Source organism: Arthrobacter sp. 05L45_2 (assembly GCF_056397525.1).
The window spans coordinates 1-26,329 of sequence record NZ_JBFTNO010000001.1 but is presented as its reverse complement, the minus strand read 5'-3'; the positions used below and the strand labels follow the sequence as shown (position 1 = coordinate 26,329).

Here is a 26,329-nt window from a genome sequence, read left to right as displayed (position 1 = left end):
ACCTAGATTTACTGTCCATAAGGATTTCAGTCTACAGGAGCAGCAACAGCGGGCCTCCGCCGTGACGCCCGGCGCCGTAACGTCCGGCACGCTGCGGGGGTCACCAGCTTTGCGGGACCGGGCGGCCTTCCTCGTAGCCGGCCGAGGACTGGATGCCGGCCACCGCCCGCTCCCGGAACGCTTCCAGATCAGCGGCGCCCGCGTAGCTCATGGAACTGCGCAGCCCGGCGGTGATCATGTCCAGCAGGTCCTCGACGCCGGGGCGTGCGGAGTCAAGGTACATCCGGGACGTTGAAATACCTTCCTCAAAGAGAGCCTTACGGTCCTTTTCGAAGGCGCCTTCGCGCTGGTTGCGGTTTTGCACCGCACGGGCCGAGGCCATGCCGAAGCTCTCCTTGTACTGCCGCCCGCTGGCGTCCTGCTGCAGGTCCCCCGGGCTTTCGTGGGTTCCGGCGAACCAAGAGCCGATCATGACCTGGCTTGCCCCGGCCGCGAGGGCGAGGGCCACGTCGCGGGGGTACCGGACGCCGCCGTCGGCCCAGACCCGTCCGCCCGCGGCGCGGGCAGCGGCCGAGCATTCCAGGACGGCGGAGAACTGCGGCCGGCCGACGGCGGTCATCATCCGGGTGGTGCACATGGCACCGGGCCCGACCCCGACCTTGACGATGTCCGCACCGGCCCGGATCAGCTCGCGGGTGGCATCGGCGGTGACCACGTTCCCTGCCACAACCGGCACGGCCGGATCCAGGCCCCGCACGGCGGCCAGGGCATCGAACATCTTCTGCTGGTGGCCGTGGGCGGTGTCCAGCACCAGGACATTGACCCCGGCGGCGAGCAGCTCAGCGGCCCGGCCGGCGACGTCGCCGTTGATGCCGACGGCGGCCGCCACCTTGAGGGCGCCGGCGCCGTCCAGGGACGGACGGTAGAGGGTTGAGCGGAGGGCACCTTTACGGGTCAGGACGCCGGCGAGGCCTCCGGCCTGCTGCACCGGGGCGAAGTCAGTCCCCGCGGCGTCCATGGCATCGAAGGCCCGGCGGAGCGAGGCAGCGGCGGCGGCAGCGTCCGCACCGGCGTCGAACTCGGCCGCGTCGAGCACCAGGGGCTGGTGGCGCATCACCGAGGCAAGGGAGGCGAAACGGTCCTGGCCTTCGAAGTCGGCTGCGCGGACCACCCCGGCCACGGCCCCGGCGTCGTCCACCACCACCACCGCGCCGTGCGGACGCTTGCCCATCAGGTGCAGGGCATCGATCACCGTGTTGGAGGACTTCAAGCTGACCGGGGTCTCAAAGACCGTGTGGCGGGCCTTGACCCAGGCGGTGACATTGCGGAGAACCTCCAGCGGGACGTCCTGCGGCAGGACGGCCAGGCCGCCGCGGCGGGCCATCGTCTCAGCCATCCGCTTCCCGGTCACCGCCGTCATGTTCGCGACCACCAGCGGGATGGTGGAACCGGTTCCGTCGTCGGCCGAGAGATCCACGTCCAGCCGGGAGGTGACGTCCGAGCGGGACGGCACCAGGAAGATGTCCGAGTAGGTCAGGTCGGTGGTCGGCTCACTCAAAAAACGCACGGCTGCTCCTTCAGGAAGGGTCTCAGTGCGATTCTAGGTGACCCCGGGCAACGGGCCTGACCCGGGCCGCGTGACGGGTCCCGCGGGCCCGGCCGGACGCCTTTGCGGCTCATGAATGATTTGAGTCACCCTTATTGGYGGTTTGGCCGGAATCGTCACTAGACTGGCAAAGGTCTGGGTTCACTGGACGCGGAGAACTGGTTCGATTGACGTGCTGCGGCACCGTGGAAACCAGCGGGAATCAAACTCATGGAAGAGGCGTATTTCAAGTGCCAGAGCAGCCTAGCCACCGTCTACCCGAGGAATTTGGCGGAAACGAGTGGCTCGTTGACGAACTGTACGAGCGGTACCAGCAGGACAAGAACACGGTGGACGCCAAGTGGTGGCCGCTCTTCGAATCCTTCGATGCCAGCGACGGTTCCTCGACCAACGGCGCCTCGGCAGCGGCCGTCGCCAACCCCTCCACCCGTGAGCTTCCCGTCGTAGCCCAGGCCCCGGCAACGCAGGCCGCCGCGCCCGCGGCTCCGGCCGCCGCTGCTGCACCGGCCGCCCCGGCACCCGCCGCGGCCCCGGCTCCTGCAGTCGCCCCCGCACCGGCCGCCGCCCAGAAGGCACCGGCCACGGTTGCCCGCGACGGTTCCAAGACCGCCGAACCCGGCGCCGGCACGCAGCCGATCCCGGCCCAGCTGCCCAAGAACGTCAAGGCCCCCACGGCGCCGGAGGAAGACGTCGTCTCCGTCCTCCGCGGGCCGGCCAAGGCCATCGCCGCGAACATGGTGACCAGCCTGGAGGTGCCTACCGCGACCAGCGTCCGGGCCATCCCCGCCAAGCTGCTGATCGACAACCGCGTCGTCATCAACTCCAACCTTGCCCGCGCCCGCGGCGGGAAGGTCTCCTTCACGCACCTCATCGGCTACGCCGTGATCCGGGCCCTGGCCCAGTTCCCCTCGATGAACGTCTACTACGACGTCGTCGACGGCAAGCCGGTCGCCGTGCAGCCCGCGCACGTGAACTTCGGCATCGCCATCGACATGCCCAAGCCGGACGGCACCCGCCTGCTGATGGTCCCGAACATCAAGAAGGCGGAGACGCTCAACTTCTCCGAGTTCTGGCACACCTACGAGGACCTGATCAAGCGCGCCCGCAACGGCAAGCTGACGGCCGATGACCACTCCGGCACCACCGTCTCGCTGACCAACCCGGGCGGCATCGGGACCGTGCACTCGGTTCCCCGCCTGTCCAAGGGGCAGGCAGCGATCATCGGCGTCGGTGCCCTTGATTACCCGGCAGAGTTCCAGGGCGCCAGCGAGAAGATCATCGCGCACAACGCCATCAGCAAGGTCCTGACGCTGACCTCCACCTATGACCACCGCGTCATCCAGGGTGCCGGCAGCGGCGAGTTCCTGAAGCTTGTGCACCAGCTCCTCCTCGGTGCGCAGAACTTCTACGACGAGATCTTCGAATCCCTGCGCATCCCCTACGAGCCCGTGCGCTGGAGCCCGGACCTGCAGGTTGACCCGGCCGACGAGATCAACAAGGTCGCCCGGATCCAGCAGCTGATCCACTCCTACCGCGTCCGCGGCCACCTGATGGCGGACACCGACCCGCTCGAGTACGTCCAGCGCAAGCACCCGGACCTCGACGTCCTGACCTACGGCCTGACCCTGTGGGACCTGGACCGCGAGTGGCCCACCGGCGGCTTCGGCGGCAAGCCGATGCTGAAGTTCCGCGACATCCTTGGCGTCCTCCGAGATGCCTACTGCCGCACCACCGGCATTGAATACATGCACATCCAGGACCCGGCCGAGCGCAAATGGTTCCAGGACCAGCTGGAGCACCCCTACTCCAAGCCGAGCCGTGACGAACAGCTCCGCATCGTCTCCAAGCTCAACGCCGCCGAGGCATTCGAGACGTTCCTGCAGACCAAGTTCGTCGGGCAGAAGCGCTTCTCGCTTGAGGGCGGCGAGTCGCTGATCCCGCTGCTGGACGCCATCATTTCCGACGCGGCCGACGACGAGCTCGACGAGGTAGCGATCGGCATGGCCCACCGCGGACGCCTGAACGTGCTCACCAACATCGCCGGCAAGACCTACGCCCAGGTCTTCCGCGAATTCGAGGGCACCCAGGACCCGCGCTCCGTGCAGGGTTCCGGCGACGTGAAGTACCACCTCGGCACCGAAGGCACCTTCACCTCGGACAACGGCAAGGAGACCAAGGTCTACCTCGCCGCCAACCCGTCCCACCTCGAAGCCGTGGACTCTGTCCTTGAAGGCATCGTCCGCGCCAAGCAGGACCGCCTGGACCAGGGCGAAGCGTTCCCCGTGCTGCCGATCATGGTGCACGGCGACGCGGCGTTCGCGGGCCAGGGCGTCGTGGCGGAAACGCTGAACCTGTCTCAGCTGCGCGGCTACCGCACCGGCGGCACCATCCACGTGGTGGTCAACAACCAGGTGGGCTTCACCACCGCGCCGTCTTCCTCACGCTCCTCGACCTACTCCACGGACGTCGCCAAGATGATCCAGGCGCCGGTGTTCCACGTGAACGGCGACGACCCGGAGGCCGTGGTCCGCATCGGACAGCTCGCCTACGAGTTCCGCCAGCGGTTCCACAAGGACGTTGTCATCGACATGGTCTGCTACCGCCGCCGCGGCCACAACGAGGGCGACGATCCCTCGATGACGCAGCCGCTGATGTACAACCTGATCGAGGCCAAGCGCTCGGTCCGCAAACTGTACACCGAGTCGCTGATCGGCCGCGGGGACATCACCGAGGAAGAAGCAGAGCAGCTGCTCCGCGACTACCAGGAACGCCTCGAGCGGGTCTTCGCCGAAACGCACGCCGCGCAGACCTCCCCGATTCCGATCATCACCGCCGATTCCGCCGCGGTGTCCGATCTGGAACGGCCCTCCGCCCAGCAGTCCGACTCGGGGATCAGCGCCCCGGAATCCACCGCGATCTCCGCCGAGACGCTGGCCCGGATCGGCAAGGCACACGTGGACTTCCCCGAGGGCTTCACGGTCCACGCGAAGCTCAAGCAGCTGCTGGAGAAGCGCGAGCAGATGTCCCGCGAGGGCGGCATCGACTGGGGCTTCGGTGAGCTCGCCGCCTTCGGCTCGCTCAGCATGGAGGGCATCCCGGTCCGGCTCGCCGGCCAGGACTCCCGCCGCGGCACCTTCGTGCAGCGCCACGCCGTGTTCCACGACCGCGTCAACGGCGACGAGTGGATGCCGCTGTCCCAGCTCTCCGACGACCAGGCCAAGCTGTGGATCTACGATTCCCTGCTGTCCGAATACGCGGCCATGGGCTTCGAGTACGGCTACTCCGTCGAGCGCCCGGACGCCCTGGTGCTGTGGGAAGCGCAGTTCGGTGACTTCGTCAACGGCGCGCAGACCATCATCGACGAGTTCATCTCCTCGGCCGAGCAGAAATGGGGCCAGCGCTCCTCGCTGGTACTGATGCTGCCGCACGGCTACGAGGGCCAGGGCCCGGACCACTCCTCCGCCCGGATCGAACGCTTCCTGCAGATGTGCGCCGAGGAGAACATGATCGTGGCCAACCCCACGACCCCGGCCTCGCACTTCCACCTGCTCCGCCGCCAGGCATACAGCAGGCCCCGCAAGCCGCTGATCATCTTCACCCCGAAGCAGCTCCTGCGCCTCAAGGCAGCGGCGTCCTCGGTGGAAGACTTCACCACCGGCGCCTTCCGCCCGGTCATCCCCGAGCACGAGCAGCTGCAGGCGGACGCCGTCGAACGGGTACTGCTGGTCTCCGGCCGGCTTTATTACGACCTCCTGTCCACCCGGCAGAAGACCGGCGACACCACGACGGCGATCATCCGGGTCGAGCAGCTCTACCCGCTGCCCGCTGCGGACATCGCCGCCGAGCTCGCCAAGTACCCGAACGCCGACGTCGTCTGGGCGCAGGACGAGCCGGCGAACCAGGGCCCGTGGCCGTTCATCGGCCTGAACCTGCCGGACGCCCTCGACCGCCGCGTGCGACTCGTTTCCCGGCCCGCCTCGGCATCCACCGCGGCAGGATCGATGAAGCGCCACGCAGCCGAGCAGGACGCCCTGCTCAAGCAGGCATTCGCRCGTAAGTAAACCCAGGCTGCCCGGCCGGAAGTGGAACCCCACGACTCCGGCCGGGCAGCTTCGTTTAATGCAGCCGCCGGGCACGGACCAAAGCCGGCACCTGCACAGGGAATGATGAGGTAGTCGTGGAAGATCGGAAGCTGCGGATCGCGGCCGTAGGAGACGAACTGCTGGCCGGMCTGGGCGACCCCCGGGCRCTGGGCTGGCTGGGACGGGTGCTCGCCCGCACCCCGGATGACGGGTTGACGCTCGAAAGCTATTCGCTGCCCTGCCCCCAGGAGGGCACGGAAGGCCTGGCGGAGCGCTGGCTCGACGAGGCCGGACGGCGCTTCGGCCCGCAGCACGAGAACCGCCTGGTCATCGGGTTGTCCGGCCGCGACATCGAATTCGGGCTCTCCACCGCGCGCAGCCGGCTTAACCTCGCCAACATCCTCGACTCGGCGTCGCAGAACAAGATCGAGGTCTTTGTCGTTGGGCCGCCGCCGACACTTGACCCGATCCAGAACCGCCGGCTCGGGGAGCTGAACACCGCTTTCGCCGACGTCACGACGCGCCGCAAGCACCTTTACGTGGACACCTTCTCCCCGTTGCTCAGCCACGAACAGTGGCGCCAGGACCTCGCGGCCAACGGCGGAACCCCCGGCCAGGCCGGATACGGACTGATGGCCTGGCTGGTACTGCACCGCGGCTGGTTCCAGTGGCTGGGCATCGACGCCCCGGAGTAGGCCCGCCATAATTCTGTCGCGATATATCTTGACCGCGCCCAAAGCGCGATATATCGTGTTTCCATAGTCGCGATATATCGCAAGCAACGAGGCTCGCCAGATCGCACCCGTCCGCATCCGGAGGAAGTATGGAACAGAATTCCTGGACCGTAACAGGTCCCCAGACGATCGACGTCGACGGCGTCCGCTCGCTCAAACTCGGCATCGTCCGCGGCCGCTTTGACATCGTCACCCACGAGGAGGCGGTGGCGCGCATCGAGGTCTCGGAGGTCGACGGCGATCCGCTGGCGGTCAGCCTCACCGACGGCCGGCTTGAGGTGCGCCACCAGCTCCACGGCGCGCAGGGCTGGTTCAAGAACCTCATGGGCACGGTGAACAACAACTCAAGCAACTCCGTGGTCATCAGCATCGCCCTTCCGGCCGGCGTCGACGTCGAGGCGGGCACGGTCAGCGGCGACGGGATGGTCTCCGGCCTCACCGGACACACGCGGCTGAACACGGTCTCCGGGTCCGTCTTGGCCGACGGCACCCAGGGCGAACTGGGTGTCAGCACCGTCAGCGGTGAGGTGATCGCCCGCAACCACAACGGCGTCCTGACTGCCAAGAGCGTCTCCGGCGAGGTCACGGCCTCCGGCGAGTTCAGCAACATCCGCGCCAACACGGTCAGCGGAGACCTCAGCTTCGACCTGCACGGGTTCACGCAGGACTTCGGCGCCAACTCCGTCTCCGGCGACGTCACCATCCGGCTCCCGCACGACGTCGGGGTGGACATCATCGCGAAGTCGGCCAGCGGCGCTGTGGTCATTGACGACCAGCGGTACATGCAGYCCGGAGGAACCCTGCAGACCATCGCCGGGCCCGACGCGAAGCTGATGCTGGTGCGCACCAACTCGGTCTCCGGCAAGACCTCGATCTTCCACAGCCAGCCGGGCACGGACACCGAAGCGGGACTCTGATGCCCCCGGTCTTCGCCCACGGCGCCCTGCGGCTGTACCTGCTGGCACTGCTGGAATCCGGCCCCAAACACGGCTACGAGCTGATCAAGGCCCTCAGCGACCGCTTCGGCGGCACCTACTCCCCCAGTGCCGGAACCATCTACCCGCGGCTCGCCAAGCTGGAGGACGAAGGGCTCGTGGCCACCCACACCGAAGGCCGGCGCACCAACTACAGCATCACCGCTGCCGGCCTGGTGGAACTGGACCGGCGGCGCGGGGAGCTGGCCACGGTGGAGGACGACATTTCCGCCTCCGTCCGGCGCCTCGCGGACAAGCTGCGCCAGGACATCCGGGTCAACATGCAGGGGCTCCGCGCGGACCTGGCAGCCACGGCGGAAGCCGCCCGCTCCACCGCCCGCAACGCCGCGTCCCCCGCCACGGCGCGTTACTCCAAGGAAAGCGACGGCAGGCTGAGGGAGGCCGAAATGCTGGTGCAGTCCTTCCGGGACGATATCCGGGTGGAACTGCGCCGGCATGCCGGCGCCAAGCCCGTCACCCCCGTCACCCTGGAGACCGTCAAGACGGTCCTCGACCAGGCCCGGATTTCCATCCGGAACTCACTGGGCGATTGAGCCGGCCCTACCCCTGTCTCGGTTCGCGGCGGCCCCGCTGATGTGGGAGACTTGAGGGCAGCTCTTTTGAGTACCAAGATTAAGGAGGCCAGCTATGAGCAAGCGTGCACGTAAACGTCGTGACCGTAAGCGTGGCGGCGCGAACCACGGTAAGCGCCCCAACACCTAAGCCACGGCTAGGATAGACAGCTTTAAGCAGAAGACCCCGGGAACCTCACGGTTCCCGGGGTCTTTCGCTTTGTGGCGGCGCGTCCGCGCCGGTACTTACGCTCCGGCGTCGGCCTCGACCGGACGGACCGAGTGGATCCGGTCCAGGATGGAGTTCTTGAGGTTCTCCGGCGCGGCCTCCGTGCAGGAGCGTTTGACCATAACGCGGATGACGCATTCGAGGTCGTACTGCTCGTGGCACTCCGGGCACTGGTCCAGATGGTCCTTGATCTCGGCGATGTCGTCGCGCGTCAGGGCACCGTCGAGGTACTCGTAGATGCGCTGCATCCGAGTGTCGTCGCAGTCGCCCAATCCCTGGCAGTCGCTCATTTCCCGTTCTCCTGATTGTTGCTCGCGGCCGCCGAGGCGGGATCGCCCGCGGCCCTGAATCCCCGCTCTGCCGCATAGTCGGCCAGCATGTCCCGCAACATCCGCCGGCCGCGGTGCAGCCTGGACATAACGGTCCCGATCGGGGTGTTCATGATGTCTGAAATTTCCTTGTACGCGAACCCTTCGACGTCGGCGAAGTAGACAGCCAGCCTGAACTCTTCCGGAATGGACTGCAGGGCCCGCTTCACGTCCGAATCCGGCAGGTGGTCCAGCGCTTCAGCCTCGGCGGAACGCAACCCCGTCGAGGTGTGCGACTCCGCGCGGGCCAGCTGCCAGTCCTCGATGGTGTCCGAGTTGGACTGCAGCGGTTCGCGCTGCCGCTTCCGGTACAGGTTGATGTACGTGTTGGTAAGGATCCGGTACAGCCACGCTTTGAGGTTGGTGCCGGGCTTGTACTGGTGGAACGCGGAGAAAGCTTTGGTGTACGCCTCCTGCACGAGGTCCTCGGCGTCGGCCGGATTACGGGCCATTCGCATGGCCGCCGAATACAGCTGGTCGACATACTGCATCGCGTCGCGCTCAAAGCGGACGCGGCGTTCCTCCGAAGTCTCGGCGGACGTGTCCAGCGGCTGGCCGGTGCCGTCGGCCGCCACGGTTTCCGTGGCTGTGCGTTCAGCGGCTGCTGCGTCGTCTTTTCCGGCTACTTCGTGCGTGGCCGCTACGGCCGGATCCATGGTGCTCATTGCGTTCAAGTCTACTGTCACCTTCCGGCGGGTGCCTGAAGCTCCCGTCAGGGCAACGCCCCACGGTTCCTCCAAGGCTGCGTCCTGCACCCGGAATTCCTTTACCAGAACCAAACTTCCGCCTTTCTGCACCGCATCCGCACCGGACAGCCGCAGACCGGACAACGGCCCGCTGCCCTGGGTTTGCCTGTACGTTTTTGCCCCTGTTTTTCGGTCCCCTTCTCCGCGGAGACCTGTCAAGCACAACTGCACACAACGGGCAAATATTCCGCAAAAGTGCAAGACTAGAACCGGTTCTCCCGCAGAGCGTCCGCGGTTCATCCATCCAGGAGGAAATTCATGTCCTTTGTCCGCTTTCTCGCCCGCCCCATGCTCGCCTCCAGCTTCGTCCTCGCAGGCATGGACAAGCTCCGGAATGCGGATGACACTGCGGCACAGCTGTCTCCCCTCCTCCGCCGCGCCGCCGACACCCTGCCGTTCCAGACCAACGAGCTCGTTCTGGCCCGCGTTATTGGCGGCTCCCAGGTGGGCGCCGGCGTCCTCTTCGCCCTGGGAAAGTCAGCCCGCCTCGCCGCCACCGTCCTCGCCGTGATCTCGGCCCTGAACGGCTTTGTTGAATGGCGCAGCGCGGACATCTCCTCCAAGGAAGGCCGCAACGCCCGGCGCAAGCAGCTGCTGAAGAACGTGTCGCTGACCGGCGGAGTACTGCTGGCCGCCGTTGACACCGCGGGCAAGCCGAGCCTGGCCTGGCGCGCCGAGCACCTCGCCGCCGACGCGCGGAAGACCACGGCCCACCTCGCCGCCGACGCACGGAAGACCACCGGCAAGAAGCTGAAGAAGGCTGACAAGGCACTCCGCAAGGCCGTCGACAACACCGTCGGAGCCTAAGACTGAAATGACCGGCACCACACCCTCCGCAGCTGCCATTTCCTCCCCGGCCGGCGGCGGTCCGCACTGGCGCGCGCCGTTCGCGGACGGCCCCGTCGATGCCACTGTCACGGTTCCCGGCTCGAAATCCCTGACCAACCGGTACCTGGTCCTGGCCGCCCTCGCGGACGGTGTCTGCAGGCTGCGGGCTCCGCTGCATTCCCGGGACTCAGCCCTGATGATCGAGGCACTGCGGCAGCTGGGGGCCACGATCACGGAAGTCCCCGGCGACGGCGCCTTCGGCCCTGACCTGGAGATCACCCCGATCAGCGCGGGCGCTGCCGGCTCCGACGCCGCCGTCGACTGCGGCCTGGCCGGGACGGTGATGCGATTTGTTCCGCCCGTCGCGGCCCTGCGCCGCGGGACCACCGTGTTCGACGGCGACCCGCATGCCCGCAAGCGCCCGATGGGCACCATCATCGAGGCCCTGGCCGGACTCGGTGTAGCGGTAAGCGCGCCCGACGGCGGTCCCGCGTCATCGCTGCCCTTCGCGGTCCGCGGCACCGGGGAAGTCCGCGGCGGCCACCTCGTGATCGACGCCAGCGCGTCCTCCCAGTTTGTCTCGGCCCTGCTGCTCACCGGAGCCAGGTTCGAGGAGGGCCTGCACCTGGAGCACGTCGGCAAGCCGGTTCCCAGCCTGGACCACATCAGCATGACGGTCACGGCGCTCCGCGGAGTCGGCGTGGCCGTCGATGATTCCGTGCCGAACCACTGGATTGTCTCCCCCGGACCCATCCGCGCCTTCGACCAGCGCATCGAACAGGACCTCTCCAATGCGGGACCGTTCCTGGCTGCTGCCCTGGCCACCCGCGGCACCGTCCGGATTCCCAACTGGCCCGCCGGGACCACCCAGGTGGGTGACCTCTGGCGCGAGATCCTGGCCGCCATGGGCGCCACCGTTTCCCTCGACGACGGGACCCTGACTGTCACCGGCGGCGCCGAGATCACCGGCGGTGACTTCGACGAGACCAGCGAACTAGCCCCGACTGTTGCCGCCCTGTGCGCCCTGGCCACCGGCCCGTCCCGGCTCACCGGCATCGCCCACCTGCGCGGCCACGAGACGGACCGGCTCGCCGCTTTGGTCGCCGAAATCAACCGCCTGGGCGGCGACGCCGAGGAAACCGCCGACGGCCTCATCATCCGGCCGGCCACCCTGCATGGCGGCGTGGTGCACAGTTACGCTGACCACCGGATGGCCACCGCCGGAGCCATCCTTGGACTCGCCGTCCCTGGTGTGGAGGTGGAGGACATCGCCACCACGGCTAAGACGATGCCGGACTTCCCGCAGCTATGGGCGGCGATGCTCGGCGGGGCAGCCGCACAACAGACGACCGCACAGACGGCCCCGGTAGTGCAGGACAGCGCAGAGAAGGACACCACCGGTGGCACGCAGCACTGACTCCTGGGACGAATCKGACGTCCGGATCCGCCCCAACAAAAAGGGCTCGAGGCCCCGCACCAAGGACCGGCCCAGCCACGACGACGCCGTGACCGGCCGCATCATCACCGTGGACCGCGGACGCTACACCGCCGTCGTCGACGAAGGCAGCAGCGGCGAACGGAAGATCATTGCCGCCCGGGCCCGGGAACTGCGCCGCAATCCCGTGGTGGCCGGCGACTTCGTCTCCCTGGTCGGTGACGTCAGCGGTGAGGCCGACACGCTGGCCCGCCTGGTCAAAATCCAGGACCGCCGGACCCTGCTGCGGCGCAGCGCCGACGACACGGACCCAATCGAACGCGCCGTCGTCGCCAATGCCGACCAGCTGGTGGTGGTGGTCGCCGCCGCCAACCCGGAGCCCCGCACCGGGTTCATCGACCGTGCCCTCGTGGCGGCCTACGACGCCGGCATCGAACCGCTGCTCCTGGTCACCAAAGCGGACGTCAAGGACCCCGCCGAGCTGCTCGCCAACTATCAGCACCTCGACTTCCCCGTCATCATTTCCAAGACGGCCGACTCGGCCGCCTCGGGCATCGACGCCCGCTCGGACGACGGCCTGTCCGCCCGGCTGGACAAGAACGCGGTCTCGCAGCTGCGCGGGTACCTCGACGGCAAGGTCACCGTCATGCTGGGCCATTCCGGCGTCGGCAAATCCACCATGGTCAACGCGCTCACAGGGGCCGAACGTGCCACCGGCGGCGTCAACGCCGTGACCGGACGCGGCCGCCACACCTCCTCCTCCGCCCTGGCGCTGAAGGTCAACGACGCGCCCGCCGGCAGCTGGATCATCGACACCCCCGGCATCCGTTCCTTCGGCCTGGCCCACGTGGACCCGGACCGGATCCTGCGTTCGTTCCCCGACCTGGAGCCGGGCACCGCGGACTGCGAACGGGGCTGCAAGCACGACGCCACCGCCGTTAACTGCGGCGTGGACGCCTGGGTGCAGGGCGGCCACGCCGGACCGTCCGGCCCTGCGCGCCTTGCCTCCCTGCGCCGGCTCCTCGGCACGGATCCGCGCATGGAAGCACAGGAAACCAAGGAGCTGGGCAGCGTCTCCTAACAGGGTCCGCCCGGCCGGCAGCGACGTGGCCTCCCGGTCCCGGGAGCTTTTTGACGGTAGCTTGGAGGCATGAGCCAACCCGCTTCGAGCTACAACGATGACCTGCGCCTCGCCCATGTACTGGCAGATTCCGTAGATTCCCAGACCATGAGCCGCTTCAAGGCGCTCGACCTTCGGATCGAAACGAAGCCGGACCTCACCCCCGTCACTGACGCCGACAAGTCCGCCGAGGAAGCCATCCGCGGCCAGCTGTCCCGCTCCCGGCCGCGCGACGCGGTCCTGGGCGAGGAGTTCGGCAGCTCCGGCCACGGCTCCCGCCGCTGGATCATCGACCCCATCGACGGAACCAAGAACTTCGTCCGCGGCGTCCCCGTCTGGGCCACCCTGATCGCCCTCGTGGACGAGGGCGAGCCGGTGGTCGGCGTCGTCAGCGCCCCGGCCCTGGGCAAGCGCTGGTGGGCTGCCAAGGGCGCCGGCGCCTACATGGGCCGGTCCCTGGCCGCCGCCACCCGGCTTAAAGTCTCCAACGTCTCGCGCCTCGAAGACGCCTCGCTGTCCTACTCGAGCCTGGGCGGCTGGAAGCAGCGCGGCAATCTCGACGAATTCCTCGGCCTCACCGAGGAAGTCTGGCGCACCCGCGCATACGGCGACTTCTGGTCTTACTGCCTGGTGGCCGAGGGTGCCGTGGACATCGCCTGCGAACCCGAGCTCAACCTTTACGACATGGCGGCGCTGGTCCCGATCGTGACCGAGGCCGGCGGGCGATTCACCTCCCTCGAAGGCGAGGATGGCCCGTTCGGCGGGAACGCGCTCGCAACGAACTCCATCCTGCATTCGGAAGTCCTCAAGCGCCTTAACCCCGGCCTCGACGACCTCCTCTAGCCCGCTCCGCGGCAGGCAGCCGTAACACAACGCTTCACATTCCGGACCTCCCTTTCCCGGGCGGCACGCCATGTCCTAGGCTCGAACCAGGTCACGAGTGCCAGCGCTAAACCCCGGTTTGCTGGCCGGCAACCCTCCATTCGCGGCGGGGTGCCCCGGGTGACGACCTGGCCGGTCCGGAGCGGACCCGGCAAGCGCGGATCCCCTGTGAGCGGGGTCCTTTCAAGCGAGGTCCCATGACGACTGCCACCATTTCCACCCACCCCACCTCTTCCGCCGGCGCCCAGGAGCCGGCCGACACACGGTTCAACGCCGCCCGCAGGCCGCTGTCCGCCGTGTCCGGCGCCGAAATCCAAGCGCCGCTGATTCAGGGCGGCCACGTCCGCTACGCCAACCTGGACTACGGCGCATCGGCGCCGGCCCTGTCCGTGGTCTCCGCCTACCTCAACGAGATCCTGCCGTACTACGCCAGCGTCCACCGCGGCGCAGGCTACGCCTCGCAGCTCAGCACCTCGGTCTACGAAAACGCCCGGAACATTGTCCGAGGCTTTGTGGGCGGCCGTGCGGACGACTCGGTGATCTTCACCCGGAACACCACCGACTCCCTGAATCTCCTGGCCGGTTGCCTCCCGGCGGTTGACGGACGCCCTACGGGCGAGGTGCTCTACCTCGACATCGAACACCACGCCAACCTGCTGCCCTGGCAGAACGTCCCGCACCGCAGTGTGGTCGCGGCCCCCACCCTGGCCGGCACCGTGGCGCGGCTCCGCCAGGAACTCGCCCGCGGCGGGGTGAGCCTGCTCGCCGTCACCGGCGCGTCCAACGTCACCGGCGAGATCCTGCCCATCGGCGAGCTCGCCGCCCTGGCGCACGAGTTCGGCGCCCGGATCGCCGTCGACGCCGCCCAACTGGCCCCGCACCGCAGGATCAACATCAGCGCGGACGACGTCGACTACCTCGCGTTCTCCGGCCACAAGCTCTACGCCCCGTTCGGCGCCGGGGTGCTGGTGGGCCGCCCGGACTGGCTCGACGCCGGAACCCCGCACCTGGCCGGAGGCGGCGCCGTGCGGGACGCGAGGCTCGACTCCGTCAGCTGGACCACGGGACCGGCGCGCCACGAGGGCGGCTCCCCGAACGTGCTGGGGGCCGCTGCCCTGGCCCGGGCCAGCCAGGTCATCGAGGCGCTCGACGACGCGCAGTGGCACGCCCACGAAGACGCCATCCGGTCCTTCCTGGTGGAGGGACTGCAACGGATCGACGGCGTGAGCGTCCACCACATTTTCGAGGACACCGCCGCCGGTAACGGGCCCGGGACGATCGGCGTGGTCAACTTCTCCGTGGCCGGGTACGACGCCGGCCTGGTCGCCGCCTACCTCTCAGCGGAGCATGGCATCGGCCTGCGCGACGGCCGGTTCTGCGCCCACCCGCTGCTGAAACGGCTGGGCCTGCCGGCCGGGTCACTCCGTGCCAGTTTTGGCCTCGGGTCCCGCCTCGACGACGCCCAGCGGCTCCTGGCCGGGCTGCAGGAGCTCCGGCGCAACGGGCTCGGCTGGGACTACGTGGTGGACGCGGGCCGCTGGGTTCCGGCCAACGACACCCGCAGCTATCCGCACTGGGCACCCAACACCCCGGGCACGGCCGGCGCGGCGCCCTGCACGCTGGACTGACACCAGCGCCGGCCACAAGCGCCGGGCCCCCGCGTGCGGTAAATTCGGTAGGTACCAAATTCGAGCTGCCGGAGGAGACGACACGTGGCACGCGGGGGCCCAAAACTGCAGCACCAGCGGCGGCAGGAGCTCGGCCAAAGCTTCCGGGACGGCGGGGAACACTACGACCGGGTGCGGCCCGGCTACCCTGCTGATTCCGCCGACTGGCTGATACCCGCCGGAGCCAGCGACGCCGCCGACCTCGGCGCCGGGACGGGCAAGTTCACGGCGCTGCTGGTCCGGCGCGGCCTCCGGACCGTGGCCATCGACCCGTCAACGGACATGCTGGAACAACTGCGCGCATCATTGCCCGGAGTCGCCGCCGTCGAGGGAACCGCCGAACGTACCGGCTTGCCGGCGGACGCCTTCGACCTCGTCACCGTGGCCCAGGCCTGGCACTGGTGCGATCCCCTGCTGGCCAGCACCGAGGCCGCGCGGATCCTGCGCCCGCACGGGGTCCTCGGCCTGATCTGGAACCAGCTCGACACCTCCGTGCCCTGGGTACACCGGCTCTCCCGCATCATGCATGCCGGCGATGTCCACAAACCCCACTTCCGGCCGCCCGTCGGCCCGGAGTTCACCGGGCTGGRAAGCCACCTCACCCGCTGGGAAGATCCGGTCAGCACGCAGGACCTCATGGAACTCGCCAAGTCCCGCAGCTACTACCTGCGGGCCGGCGAGGCCACCCGCCAGAAGGTGCTTAGCAACCTCGACTGGTACCTGCACGAGCACCTCGGCCACGTTCCGGGCGAGATCCTTCCGCTGCCTTACCTGACGCAGAGCTGGCGCGCCTTCAAGGCCTAGTCCCTACCCGGCCACTCCCCCGGCAATCCAGCCGACGGCCATTGCACGGGCCACCCGCTCACGCCTATGATTTCGGTGTGCCTAACTTTTATGTTCAGGCATTCGGAAACTTAATGGGAGCCCCGCAGTGCTGGACGTAACAGGACACCAACCCCGCCCCGATGCCCAGCCCCCGGCCCGAAAGGTCAGGGGCCGGCGCAGGGCGCTGCTTGGCCTGCTCGGTCCAGCCTTCGTCGCTGCCATCGCCTATGTCGATCCCGGCAACGTCGCGGCGAACCTCACCGCCGGCGCCAAGTACGGGTACCTGCTGGTCTGGGTCCTGGTCGCCGCGAACGCGATGGCCGTGCTGGTCCAGTACCAGTCCGCCAAGCTCGGCATCGTCACGGGGAAAAGCCTGCCGGAGATCCTCGGTGAGCGGCTCAGGCCCGCCTGGCGCCGTGCCTTCTGGGTCCAGGCCGAAATCGTGGCCGCGGCAACCGACCTTGCCGAGGTGGTGGGCGGCGCCGTGGCCCTCTACCTGCTGTTCGGCCTCCCCCTCCCCCTGGGCGCAGTGATTGTCGGCGGCGTTTCGATGGTGCTGCTCGCTGTCCAGAGCCGGAACCAGCAGCGGCCCTTCGAGTTCGTCATCATGTTCCTGCTCGGCATCATCACCGTCGGGTTCCTGGCCGGCCTGTTCATCAGCCCCGCCGATCCGGGTGGTGTGCTGGCCGGGCTGGTACCGGCCTTCCAGGGACCGGACACCGTGCTGCTGGCTGCGAGTATGCTCGGGGCCACCGTGATGCCGMACGCCATCTACGTCCACTCGGCCCTCTCCCGCGACCGGCACCGGCCCAACCCACACCTGCACGTCCCGCCACACGCGATGTCGCGGCTGGTCAGGGCCACCCGCTGGGACGTTGTGGCCGCCCTGGCCGTCGCCGGCATCGTCAACATCGGCATGCTGCTCCTGGCCGCATCCACCCTCGGCGGCGTCGAGGGAACTGACACCATCGAGGGCGCCCATTCGGCCATCTCCGCCAGCCTCGGCCCCGTGGTCGGTGTGGTTTTTGCCGTCGGCCTGCTGGCTTCGGGCCTGGCCTCCACCTCGGTGGGCTGCTACGCCGGCGGCACCATCATGCAGGGCCTGCTGAAGATCAGGATCCCGCTGATGACGCGCCGGGTGCTGACCCTGATCCCGGCAGTCGTGCTGCTGGCCGTCGGCTTCGACCCCACCTGGGCGCTGGTCCTCAGCCAGGTGGTGCTGAGCTTCGGAATCCCGTTCGTCTTGGTTCCGCTGGTGGTGCTGACCAGCAACAGTTCCCTGATGGGCCAGTTCGCCGACGGGATGGCGCTGCGGGTGGCCGCCATAGTCAGCGTCGTCCTGGTGGTCGCGCTGAACCTGGTGCTGCTGTGGCTCACCTTCACCGGCGCCGCCGGACGGTAGGCTGGGGACTGTGAAGACCAGTCCGCCCTCCTCCTCGATCGAGGACTACGTCAAGGTCATCTACTCCTTTACGGAGTGGCAGGACAAGCCGATCACCTCCACCCAACTTGCCCAGCGGCTGGGCGTCGCGAATTCCTCGGTCTCGGAGATGGTCCGCAAACTCAAGGACCAGGGCCTGGTGGACCACAAACCATACAGCGCCGTGACCCTGACCGACGACGGCGTCCGGCTGGCCCTCTCGATGGTGCGGCGGCACCGGCTGATCGAAACGTTCCTGGTCCAGGAGCTCGGGTACCGCTGGGACCAGGTCCACGACGAGGCGGAACTGCTTGAGCACGCCGTCTCCGAAACGTTCATCGAGCGGATGGCTGCCAAGCTGGGCCACCCGGTCCGGGACCCGCACGGCGACCCGATCCCGGCGGCGGACGGCTCCGTCCTGATGCCGCCCGCTTACCGGATGAGCGAACTCGATAAGGGCCACACCGGCCGAATCACCCGCATCAGCGACGAGAACCCCGAACTGCTCCGCTACCTCGCCGCTGAACAGATCGATCTGGACGCCGACGTCGAGGTCCTGGGACGCAAACCGTTCGGCGGCCCGCTGATGGTCCGCATCGGCGCCGGAGGCGTCATGCGCGACGTCGACCTCGCCGACGAGGTCGCGGCGGCCCTCTGGGTCCACAGCGACGCGGCCCACTCCGGCTGCAGCGTCGCGGACCGTTAAGGGGYGCACCATGAACCGCACACCTCAACCACGCCCCGCCGCGCGGCCGGGGCTCCCGGGCTGGCGGGCCTGGGCAGCTGTCGCCGTCGGCGGCCTGATCGGGACCGAACTGCGCTATGGCGCGGGCCTGGTGTTCCCCGAGGCGCCAGGCGGCGTCCCCTGGACCACCCTTGCGATCAACGTCCTGGGCAGCTTCGTCCTGGCGGCCCTCACCACGCTCTGGATCGCCCGTCCCCGGACTGCGTTCTGGCTCAGGGCCGGCCTCGGCCCGGGCCTGCTGGGTTCCTTCACCACGTTTTCGGCCCTGGCCCTGGCCGTCGACCAGCTGATCCGGGGCGGCTTCCATGCCGTCTGGCTGGCCTACCTGGCCCTGTCGCTGGTCCTGGGACTGGAGGCGGCCGCGGCCGGGTGGAAGTCCGGCAAAGCCTTGGCCGACCTCAGCGGGACTGCCCAATGACCGCCGCGCTGCTGGTGGGGGCCTTCGGCATAGCCGGCGCCCTGCTCCGTTTCGCCGTCGACTCCTGGTTCGCGCACCGGCCCGGACCCCACCCGCACTGGCCGTGGGCCACCCTGGCGGTCAACGTCGTCGGGTCCTTCATCATCGGGCTGTCCCTAGGCGTGACGCCGCACCTGGGCCTCGGTGCGGAATGGCAGGCGGCGGTGGCCAGCGGCCTGGCCGGCGGCCTGACCACATTCAGTTCCTGGACCACGGCCACCATCAGGCTGGTCAGCGAGGCGCGCTACCGCGCCGCCGCCCTCAATGTCGCCGTCAACCTGGCGGCGGGACTCGCCGCGGCGGCCCTCGGCGTGGCCCTGGCCCGTTAGCTCTCCACCGCGGTTTGCGGCGGGTTCCGGATGCCGACGGCGGACGCCGCGGCACCCACCAGGAAGAGTGCGGCGGTGACCGCCGCCGTGGCGTGCAGGCCCGACGTCGTGATCACCGGCCCGGTGATCAGCCCGGCGAAGGCGATAGCCACCAGCCCGGCGATGCGGGCGACGGCGTTGTTCACCGCGGAGCCGATGCCGGCTTCCTCAGGCACCACGGCGCCCAGGATCGCCGCGGTCAACGGCGCCACGGTGACCGCCAGGCCGACGCCAAACACCATCAGCCCCGGGAAGACCTGGGCGAAGTAGTCCAGCGGCAGCCCGATGCCGAGCATCATCAGGAACCCGGCGGCGCAGAGCAGCGGCCCGGCCGTCATGAACCAGCGGGGACCGAAGCGGCCGGAGAGCGTTCCTACCTTGGAGGACAGCAGGAGCAGGATCAGCGTGGAGGGCAGCATGGCGACGCCCGCCGCCGTCGCACCCAGCCCGGCGACCTGCTGCAGGAACAGTCCCAGGACGAAGAATCCCAGGCTCAGGGCACCGTAGATCACCGTCGTGGCCACGTTGCCCCAGCCGAAGTTCCGGATGGTGAAGAGCCGCAGGGGCATCATGGGGGCCGGGGTCCGGCGTTCATGGAGCAGGAAGCCCGCGAGACCGGCGAGGCCCACTACCAGCGGGATCCAGACCTGCGGAGAGCCCCAGCCGAGGGTGCCGCGTTCGATAAAGGCATACACAACGCCGCCGAGGCCGATGATTGCCAGGATGGTTCCGGTGACGTCGATGCTGCTGCCGGGGGCGCGGCCCAGGTCCAGTTCGCGCAGCCGCCGGAGGGCGGGCCACACCGCAACCGCGGGGACGATGTTAAGGAAGAAAATAACCCGCCAGGTGAAGACATCCACGGAGACACCGCCGAGTACGGGAGCGGCCACGATGGCGCCGGAGGTCCAGGCGGACCACTTGYCGATCGCCGCTGACTGGGCCGGTCCGCTGAAGACCGTCACGATCAGGGCCAGCGAACTGGGCACCAGCAGGGCGCCGGCCACACCCTGCAGGCCACGCGCCACAATCAGCGATTCGCCGCTCCAGGCGAGGCCGCAGAGGACCGAGGTGGCGGTGAAGCCGGCGAGGCCCCACTGCAGGACGCGGACTCGGCCGAACTGGTCCGAGAGGGAGCCGGCCACCAGGATCAGCGCCCCGAGCGTGAGCAGGTAGGCGTYCACCACCCACTGCTGGACCACCAGTCCGCCGCCGAGTTCGCGGCTGATGGCGGGGAGGGCCAGGTTGACCACCGAGCCGTCAAGGAAGGCGATGAAGGACGCGACGATCGCGACGTAGAGGACACGTCGTTCCAGGACTGACAAGGCTGCGGCGGGGGTGCCGGGCATGGCTGCTGCTTTCCTCACTGCCTGCCTGACGGCGGGGCACCGGGTTTGGAATGAGCCTAGCACCGGGGGCCCGCTGACGGTCCGCATCCCCGGATCGCGTAAAGTTGAGGGATGGTTACGAGACGAGAAGCTGCCCAGATCCTTGATATTCCGCTGGAAATGGCCAACCGTCACGGTATCCCGACCCGCCTGTCCGAGGCCGAACTGGGCGAGCTCCTCGACAGCCCGCCGGCGTGGCTGCTTCAGTCCCGGGCCAACCGCACGGGCAAGCGCCCGGTGTGGGTCCAGCTGACCTGTGCCGTGTGCGGGTTCGCAGAAACCGCGCGGCCCAAGAAGTGGTGGCCTGACTTCAGCCACGTCTGCTGCGCGCACCACTCCCCCTACGAGCTTCCTCCCCTGGACGACGGACTGGTCCGCAGCGAGTACGAGGGCGTCGGGAACCGGTTCATCGGCATCGTGGACGTTGAGGTACCCGGAGCGTAGCCTTAAAAGCACGGGCTCATCCCGGGCCCCCACCTTTAGGGAGCGCGCAATGCCTGACAAGTCGCCGCACCGGCACCTCACCAAGAAGCCGGTCAAAACCATCAAGGAAAAACGGGCCGATAAGAAGGCCAAGCACATTGTCGATGAGCACACTGACCCGGTAGCGCACATCAAGAAGCGCTGACCGTGTGAGCAAACAAAAAGGCCGGAAGCTGATGCTTCCGGCCTTTTGCTACGGGGTGGAGCCCCGCTCCCGGGGTTCCTGCTGTGGAGATGGGGGGAATTGAACCCCCGTCCGATGTCGTGTTGTCAGGGCTTCTCCGGGCGCAGTTTGCGTCGGATTTTCTCGGCCCCGGCCATGCTGCAAACAGCTGGCCGATCCGGGCCCAGTCATCTAAGAGTCCCGTTCACCCCGATGACGGAGGTAAACAGCAGTGGCTATCTAAATGACGCCAGGATCCGGGGCAATAGCAACCTCGGGCTGACGGACTGTCTTACTGCTTAGGCAGCGAGAGCGAAGTCAGTGCGTTTTGATTCGGCACTTATTGGTTTGCAGACAGCGTTTACGAGATAATTCTGCATCCTCGGCCCGCTTCACCTGTCGCGACTAACATCGTCGAAACCGATCATCCCCGTATTTTGTTACCAAACCGGTCCGGATCTGTTCGATCCTTCCCGGACTATCAAGCATAACGCACCGTCCGCCGGAATCATTCCCCGGCGCAGTAGGGCGGGCCGGGCACCGCCCGCGGCCCCGACCCTGAGGTCAGGCGCGGTTACGCTCGCGCATCACCCGCAGGGCCTCGCGCTTGTCCTGCTGCTCGCGCAGGGTCTGGCGCTTGTCGTATTCCTTCTTGCCGCGGGCGACGCCGATCTCCACTTTGGCGCGCCCGTCGACGAAGTACAGCTGCAGGGGCACGATCGTGAAGCCCGACTCGCGGATCTTGTGCGAGATCTTGGTCAGTTCATCGCGGTGCAGCAGCAGCTTGCGGCGGCGCCGTGCGGCGTGGTTGGTCCAGCTCCCCTGGTTGTACTCGGGGATGTGGATGCCCTCCATCCACAGCTCATCGTTGTAGAACGTGCAGAAGCCGTCGACCATGGACGCATGGCCCTCGCGCAGGGACTTCACTTCGGTGCCCATGAGTGCGATGCCCGCCTCATAGGTATCCATGATGTGGTAGTCGTGCCGGGCCTTGCGGTTGGTGGCCACTACCTTCCGGCCACTTTCTTTAGGCACGGTAAAACTCCTCAGTCGTTACGTTGGGTCAGTTCCAGTCTAGAGCAGGCCCATCGGGTCCACGGCCTGGCCGTTGACCCACGTCTCGAAGTGGGAGTGGCAGCCGGTGGAGTTACCGGTGGTGCCCGAGTACGCGATCAGCTGTCCCTGGCTGACCTGCTGGCCGTCCGAGACCACCACGGAGGTGTTGTGGTAGAAGATCGTCGTCAGCGAGTTGCCCTGGACAACGCCGTGGGAGATCTTCACGTGGTAGCCGCCGCCGTCGTTACCCCAGCCTGCGGAGAAGACGGTGCCGGCTGCCGGGGCGTAGACCGGAGTGCCGCAGGGGGCGCCGAAGTCGATGCCCGTGTGCATGTAGCCGCCCTGGCCGTAGAAGTCGATGGTACCCGGCGGGGTCGCACGCCAGCCGAAGCCCGAGGTGATCGGGATGCCGTTGAAGGGGCTGCGCAGGCCGAACGCCGATGCCGGTCCCGGAGGCGCCGGAACGTAGGGCGCCGGCGGGGGCGGAGCCTGGCCCTGGGCCCGGGCTGCTGCGGCGGCCGCGGCAGCTGCTGCCGCCGCGATCCGGCGCTGCTCGGCTTCCCAGGCCTCACGCAGTTTCCGGTCGCGTTCGACGATTTCCGCGGCGACGGCGGCCTGGCGGGACTTCACCTGGGCGATCTGGCTCTGGATGCCGGGCTTGGCGGCCTTGAGCTGGCTGCTCAGGCGGGAGGTGTCCGCGATGAGCTTGTCCACCTTGGCTTTTTGGGCTTCCGCCTCGTCCCGCGCCGCTTTCTCGCGGACCAGAGCCTCGTCGGCCTTGGCCTTGAGATCGGCGATCTCGGCCTCGACGGCCTGCAGGCGTGCCTGGGAGTTCACGTTGGTGGCGTTCTGCTGCGTCAGCTTGTCCATCGCGGAGTTCTGGCTGCGCAGGGCCTGGTCCGCGAGGTCGATCGTGTCGGTCAGGCTACCGCTTTTGTTGGAGCCGAAGAACAGCGAGAGGTTGGAGGGCACCCCACCGGACTTGTACGCCTGCGTGGCGATCTGTCCGATCAGTTTCCGGGTGTCGTTGATCTTCTGCTTGTCGTTTTCCAGCTGCTGGGTGATCTTGGCCTTGTTCTGCTGGGCCAGATCCACCCGGGCTGCGAGGGCTTCGACTTCCCTGACAGCGCCGGCCACACGGCCCTGCGCGTCGAGCAGCGCCTGCTGGGCCCCGGGCAGCTGGCCCTGGTACAGGACGAGGTCGCCGGCGGCCTTGGCGATTTTCCCGTCGACGAACTCGAGCGACTGCTGGGCCCGCTGGGCCTCCGCCCGGAGGGCGGCCTGCTGGTCCTCGAGCGAGTCGGCGAATGCCACCGGAGTGGACGCGCCGAGGTTGGCGGCGAGGACCAGTGCCACCGCGGCGCTGATCATACGGCCGCGGCGGTTGGGGGTGCGGGCCGGTGCGGTGCGTCGGACCATCGGGTTCATGAGCGTTCCTCTTCGTTGCGCAAGGCTAGACCCGCAGGTAGCGGCGGAGGGTCAGGAGTGATGATGTCCCGGCCAGCAGGACGCCCAGGCCAATCAGGGCCGGAGCCAGGATCAGGGTCTGCCCGGGGGAAATGAAGGCGGTGTCCGGGTACTGCTTGGACAGGACCTCGCCCAGGAAGAAGTGCGCGACGGCCCACAGTGTGCCGGAGGCCAGGGCAGCGCCAATAACGGCGGCAATCACGCCCTCCAGGATGAAGGGCAGCTGGATTACTGTCTTGGAAGCACCCACCAGGCGCATAATGCCGGTCTCCCGGCGTCGGCTGAAGGCCGAGAGCCGGATGGTGGTGGCTATCAGCAGGATGGCGCAGACAATCATCACGCCGGCGATGCTGACGGCCACCAGGGAGGCCGCGTTCATCGCCGAGAACAGCCGCTCCAGGAGCTGCCGCTGGTCGATGACGGATTCAACACCGGGCTGCGAGGAGAAGTTTTCGCTGATGACCTCGTACTTTTCCGGGTCCTTCAGGTTGATGCGGAAGGAGGCGGGAAGCTGGTCCGGGGTGACCGAGTCCACGATCGGCGAATTGGAGAACTGCTCCTTGAAGTGCTTGAAGGCCTCGTCCTTGGATTCGAACTGGAAATCGTTGACGTACTGCGCCACGGACGGGGACTGGAGCAGCTTGCGCAGGTTGGCCTGCTGCTCCTGGGTCACGGGACCGGAGGCGCAGCCGGGCGCCGTCGACCCGTCGCTGCAGAGGAAGACCGCMACCTGGACTTTGTCGTACCAGTAGCCCTTCATCTGGTTGATCTGCAKCTGCAGCATKCCRGCKGCRCCAACGAACGTCAGSGAYACAAAGGTCACGAGGATGACGGAAACCACCATGGAAAGGTTGCGGCGCAGGCCGCTGCCGATTTCGCCGAGGATGAATGCGAGCCTCACAGTGCTCCCTCCCCCGCGCGCCGGGTTTCGCTTTGGGCGGCGTCGACGTCGGACGCCTGCCGGCCGCTCGCGTCCCGCAGCCTGCGGGACTGGCCTACCACGGGCATCATCGAGGTGTAGAGGGCCTTGGCCTCGTCGCGGATCACCACGCCGTTGCGCAGTTCCACCACGCGTTTGCGCATCTCGTTGACGATGTCGTCGTCGTGGGTGGCCATCACCACGGTGGTGCCGTTCTGGTTGATCTTGTCGAGGACGCCCATGATGCCCATGGACGTGGTCGGGTCGAGGTTGCCGGTGGGCTCATCGGCCAGCAGGATGCCGGGACGGTTGACGACGGCGCGGGCGATCGCCACGCGCTGCTGCTCGCCGCCGGAGAGCTCGTGCGGAAGGCGGTTTTCCTTGCCTTCCAGGCCCACGGTCTTGAGGACTTCGGGGACAGTCTCGCGGATGACGCTGCGGCTGCGGCCGATAACCTGCATGGCGAAGGCGACGTTGGCGAACACGGTTTTTTGCGGCAGCAGGCGGAAGTCCTGGAACACGACGCCGATCCCCCGACGGAGCCGCGGGACCCGCCAGCTGGAAATCTTCGCCACATTCTGTCCGGCGACGTAGACGGTGCCCGAGGAGGCGCGGTCTTCCTTCAGCACCAGCCGGAGGAACGTCGACTTGCCGGAACCGGAGGCACCCACGAGGAAGGCGAACTCGCCGCGGTCGATCTCAAGGTTGATCGAGTCCAGCGCCGGCCGCGCGTTCTGGTCATAGACCTTGGTGACATTTTCGAAACGGATCATGGCCCTAGTACCCTGCAGGAGCCGGGCATGTTTCAGACCAGTTCTGCTGCCGGGGCGCGGGCTTTCTTTTGGGGGAAGTAGGGCACCGGCCCTCCGACTATACGCAGGGACAACGTCCCCGACGCCGGAACGCGGGGGCGTGTCGCGGGATTCCGGCGCTACTTTTCGGCGTTGCGGTTATCGGTCCGCCAGCGGATCCCGGCGTCGATGAAGTCGTCGATTTCGCCGTCGAACACTGCGGAGGTGTTGCCCACTTCGTGTTCGGTCCGGAGATCCTTGACCATTTGGTACGGGTTGAGCACGTAGGAGCGCATCTGGTCGCCCCAGGAAGCTTTCACGTCGCCGGCGAACGCCTTCTTCTCGGCGTCTTCCTGCTCTTTCTTGAGCAGCAGGAGGCGGGACTGCAGCACACGCAAGGCGGCCGCACGGTTCTGCAGCTGCGACTTCTCGTTCTGCATGGACACCACGGTGCCGGTTGGGATGTGGGTCAGCCGGACGGCGGAGTCCGTGGTGTTGACGGACTGTCCGCCCGGGCCGGAGGAGCGGAAGACGTCCACGCGGATATCGTTGTCCGGGATCTCGATGGAGTCGGTCTGCTCGATCAGCGGGATGACCTCGACGGCGGCGAAGGACGTCTGGCGGCGGCCCTGGTTATCGAAGGGGCTGATCCGGACGAGGCGGTGGGTGCCTGCCTCGACGCTGAGCGTGCCGTAGGCGTACGGGGCCTTGACCTCGAACGTGGCGGACTTCAGCCCGGCTTCTTCCGCGTAGGAGGTGTCCATGATGGTGGTGGGGTAGCCGTGGCGCTCGGCCCAGCGCAGGTACATCCGCAGCAGCATGTCGGCGAAGTCTGCGGCATCCACGCCGCCGGCGCCGGCCCGGATGGTGACCACGGCCTCGCGCTCGTCGAATTCCCCGGAGAGCAGGGTGACCACTTCCAGGTCAGCCAACGCCTTACGGACGGATTCGAGTTCCGCGGCGGCGTCCGCCATGGAGTCGGCGTCGTCCTCGTCCTGCCCCAGCTC

26 protein-coding genes, 1 other RNA gene and 1 riboswitch are annotated in these 26,329 nt (G+C 67.9%); of the genes, 17 read left to right on the top strand and 10 right to left on the bottom strand.

Annotation, left to right across the window (positions count from 1 at the left end; translation table 11 throughout):
- Positions 1 to 100: 100 nt before the first annotated feature.
- Positions 101 to 1,567, bottom strand: coding sequence for a GuaB1 family IMP dehydrogenase-related protein (locus AC1DHD_RS00135; protein ID WP_476877730.1), 1,467 nt, complete (start codon positions 1,565 to 1,567; stop codon positions 101 to 103).
- 269 nt (positions 1,568 to 1,836) lie between these two features.
- Here AC1DHD_RS00135 and AC1DHD_RS00130 point away from each other — a divergent pair, with 269 nt between their 5' ends.
- The 5 genes from AC1DHD_RS00130 (at position 1,837) to AC1DHD_RS00110 (ending at position 8,119) form a co-directional block, all read left to right on the top strand.
- Entirely contained in the window at positions 1,837 to 5,667 is a 3,831-nt protein-coding gene (locus AC1DHD_RS00130; protein ID WP_476877729.1) for a multifunctional oxoglutarate decarboxylase/oxoglutarate dehydrogenase thiamine pyrophosphate-binding subunit/dihydrolipoyllysine-residue succinyltransferase subunit, read from the top strand.
- A 116-nt stretch (positions 5,668 to 5,783) separates the two neighbouring features.
- Positions 5,784 to 6,383 carry a GDSL-type esterase/lipase family protein gene (locus AC1DHD_RS00125; protein WP_476877728.1) on the top strand — a complete coding sequence of 200 codons (600 nt, stop codon included), beginning with the start codon at positions 5,784 to 5,786 and terminating at the stop codon, positions 6,381 to 6,383.
- Positions 6,384 to 6,511: 128 nt separating this feature from the next.
- Complete coding sequence (locus tag AC1DHD_RS00120) at positions 6,512 to 7,339, top strand: DUF4097 family beta strand repeat-containing protein (protein WP_476877727.1); 828 nt, start codon at positions 6,512 to 6,514, stop codon at positions 7,337 to 7,339.
- Complete coding sequence (locus tag AC1DHD_RS00115) at positions 7,339 to 7,950, top strand: PadR family transcriptional regulator (protein ID WP_476877726.1); 612 nt, start codon at positions 7,339 to 7,341, stop codon at positions 7,948 to 7,950. The genes AC1DHD_RS00120 and AC1DHD_RS00115 overlap by 1 nt, the downstream gene beginning before the upstream one ends.
- Positions 7,951 to 8,044: 94 nt before the next feature.
- Positions 8,045 to 8,119 carry a 50S ribosomal protein bL37 gene (locus tag AC1DHD_RS00110; protein ID WP_369299106.1) on the top strand — a complete coding sequence of 25 codons (75 nt, stop codon included), beginning with the start codon at positions 8,045 to 8,047 and terminating at the stop codon, positions 8,117 to 8,119.
- A gap of 95 nt (positions 8,120 to 8,214) precedes the next feature.
- Here the strand turns inward: AC1DHD_RS00110 and rsrA are convergent, their stop codons facing one another.
- Both rsrA and AC1DHD_RS00100 read right to left on the bottom strand, forming a co-directional pair.
- The gene (rsrA, locus tag AC1DHD_RS00105; RefSeq protein WP_476877725.1) at positions 8,215 to 8,487 is read right to left on the bottom strand and encodes a mycothiol system anti-sigma-R factor; all 273 of its coding nucleotides are present in this window, start codon (positions 8,485 to 8,487) and stop codon (positions 8,215 to 8,217) included.
- The gene (locus AC1DHD_RS00100) at positions 8,484 to 9,230 is read right to left on the bottom strand and encodes a sigma-70 family RNA polymerase sigma factor (protein WP_476877724.1); all 747 of its coding nucleotides are present in this window, start codon (positions 9,228 to 9,230) and stop codon (positions 8,484 to 8,486) included. The genes rsrA and AC1DHD_RS00100 overlap by 4 nt, the downstream gene beginning before the upstream one ends.
- Positions 9,231 to 9,569: 339 nt before the next feature.
- On the opposite strand from AC1DHD_RS00100, the gene AC1DHD_RS00095 reads away from it, so the two are divergent.
- From AC1DHD_RS00095 to AC1DHD_RS00050, 10 genes are all read left to right on the top strand, one after another.
- Entirely contained in the window at positions 9,570 to 10,118 is a 549-nt protein-coding gene (locus AC1DHD_RS00095) for a DoxX family protein (protein WP_476877723.1), read from the top strand.
- 7 nt (positions 10,119 to 10,125) lie between these two features.
- A complete protein-coding gene (aroA, locus tag AC1DHD_RS00090; protein WP_476877722.1) occupies positions 10,126 to 11,556 on the top strand; it encodes a 3-phosphoshikimate 1-carboxyvinyltransferase in 1,431 nt (476 codons plus the stop codon).
- Positions 11,540 to 12,655, top strand: coding sequence for a ribosome small subunit-dependent GTPase A (rsgA, locus tag AC1DHD_RS00085; protein WP_476877721.1), 1,116 nt, complete (start codon positions 11,540 to 11,542; stop codon positions 12,653 to 12,655). The genes aroA and rsgA overlap by 17 nt, the downstream gene beginning before the upstream one ends.
- 69 nt (positions 12,656 to 12,724) lie before the next feature.
- A complete protein-coding gene (gene hisN, locus AC1DHD_RS00080) occupies positions 12,725 to 13,537 on the top strand; it encodes a histidinol-phosphatase (RefSeq protein WP_476863165.1) in 813 nt (270 codons plus the stop codon).
- An 89-nt stretch (positions 13,538 to 13,626) separates the two neighbouring features.
- Positions 13,627 to 13,740: riboswitch (SAM riboswitch) on the top strand.
- Positions 13,741 to 13,773: 33 nt separating this feature from the next.
- Complete coding sequence (locus tag AC1DHD_RS00075; RefSeq protein WP_476877720.1) at positions 13,774 to 15,204, top strand: aminotransferase class V-fold PLP-dependent enzyme; 1,431 nt, start codon at positions 13,774 to 13,776, stop codon at positions 15,202 to 15,204.
- An 84-nt stretch (positions 15,205 to 15,288) separates the two neighbouring features.
- Complete coding sequence (locus AC1DHD_RS00070; RefSeq protein WP_476877719.1) at positions 15,289 to 16,047, top strand: class I SAM-dependent methyltransferase; 759 nt, start codon at positions 15,289 to 15,291, stop codon at positions 16,045 to 16,047.
- A 127-nt stretch (positions 16,048 to 16,174) separates the two neighbouring features.
- Entirely contained in the window at positions 16,175 to 17,470 is a 1,296-nt protein-coding gene (locus AC1DHD_RS00065) for an Nramp family divalent metal transporter (protein WP_476877718.1), read from the top strand.
- A gap of 10 nt (positions 17,471 to 17,480) precedes the next feature.
- Positions 17,481 to 18,194: a metal-dependent transcriptional regulator gene (locus tag AC1DHD_RS00060; RefSeq protein WP_476877717.1), complete on the top strand. Its 714-nt coding sequence runs from the start codon at positions 17,481 to 17,483 to the stop codon at positions 18,192 to 18,194.
- Positions 18,195 to 18,204: 10 nt separating this feature from the next.
- Entirely contained in the window at positions 18,205 to 18,651 is a 447-nt protein-coding gene (locus AC1DHD_RS00055) for a fluoride efflux transporter FluC (protein WP_476877716.1), read from the top strand.
- A complete protein-coding gene (locus tag AC1DHD_RS00050) occupies positions 18,648 to 19,019 on the top strand; it encodes a fluoride efflux transporter FluC (RefSeq protein WP_476877715.1) in 372 nt (123 codons plus the stop codon). Before AC1DHD_RS00055 ends, AC1DHD_RS00050 begins: the two co-directional genes overlap by 4 nt.
- On the opposite strand, the gene AC1DHD_RS00045 is transcribed toward AC1DHD_RS00050, so the two are convergent.
- Positions 19,016 to 20,404, bottom strand: coding sequence for an MFS transporter (locus AC1DHD_RS00045; protein ID WP_476877750.1), 1,389 nt, complete (start codon positions 20,402 to 20,404; stop codon positions 19,016 to 19,018). The genes AC1DHD_RS00050 and AC1DHD_RS00045 overlap by 4 nt on opposite strands.
- 111 nt (positions 20,405 to 20,515) lie before the next feature.
- On the opposite strand from AC1DHD_RS00045, the gene AC1DHD_RS00040 reads away from it, so the two are divergent.
- Both AC1DHD_RS00040 and AC1DHD_RS00035 read left to right on the top strand, forming a co-directional pair.
- Entirely contained in the window at positions 20,516 to 20,887 is a 372-nt protein-coding gene (locus tag AC1DHD_RS00040) for a hypothetical protein (RefSeq protein ID WP_476877714.1), read from the top strand.
- 49 nt (positions 20,888 to 20,936) lie between these two features.
- On the top strand, positions 20,937 to 21,071 hold the full coding sequence (locus tag AC1DHD_RS00035) for a hypothetical protein (RefSeq protein WP_307035254.1): 135 nt from the start codon (positions 20,937 to 20,939) through the stop codon (positions 21,069 to 21,071).
- Between the two features lie 81 nt (positions 21,072 to 21,152).
- On the opposite strand, the gene ssrA is transcribed toward AC1DHD_RS00035, so the two are convergent.
- The 6 genes from ssrA to prfB form a co-directional block, all read right to left on the bottom strand.
- Positions 21,153 to 21,521: a transfer-messenger RNA gene (gene ssrA / locus AC1DHD_RS00030) on the bottom strand.
- Between the two features lie 132 nt (positions 21,522 to 21,653).
- Entirely contained in the window at positions 21,654 to 22,124 is a 471-nt protein-coding gene (gene smpB / locus AC1DHD_RS00025; protein ID WP_476877713.1) for an SsrA-binding protein SmpB, read from the bottom strand.
- A gap of 39 nt (positions 22,125 to 22,163) precedes the next feature.
- Entirely contained in the window at positions 22,164 to 23,573 is a 1,410-nt protein-coding gene (locus AC1DHD_RS00020) for a peptidoglycan DD-metalloendopeptidase family protein (protein ID WP_476877712.1), read from the bottom strand.
- Positions 23,574 to 23,598: 25 nt separating this feature from the next.
- The gene (ftsX, locus tag AC1DHD_RS00015; RefSeq protein ID WP_476877711.1) at positions 23,599 to 24,513 is read right to left on the bottom strand and encodes a permease-like cell division protein FtsX; all 915 of its coding nucleotides are present in this window, start codon (positions 24,511 to 24,513) and stop codon (positions 23,599 to 23,601) included.
- A complete protein-coding gene (ftsE, locus tag AC1DHD_RS00010) occupies positions 24,510 to 25,304 on the bottom strand; it encodes a cell division ATP-binding protein FtsE (protein WP_476877710.1) in 795 nt (264 codons plus the stop codon). The genes ftsX and ftsE overlap by 4 nt, the downstream gene beginning before the upstream one ends.
- 158 nt (positions 25,305 to 25,462) lie before the next feature.
- The coding region (gene prfB, locus AC1DHD_RS00005; protein WP_476877709.1) for a peptide chain release factor 2 at positions 25,463 to 26,329 on the bottom strand (867 nt) is incomplete at its 5' end.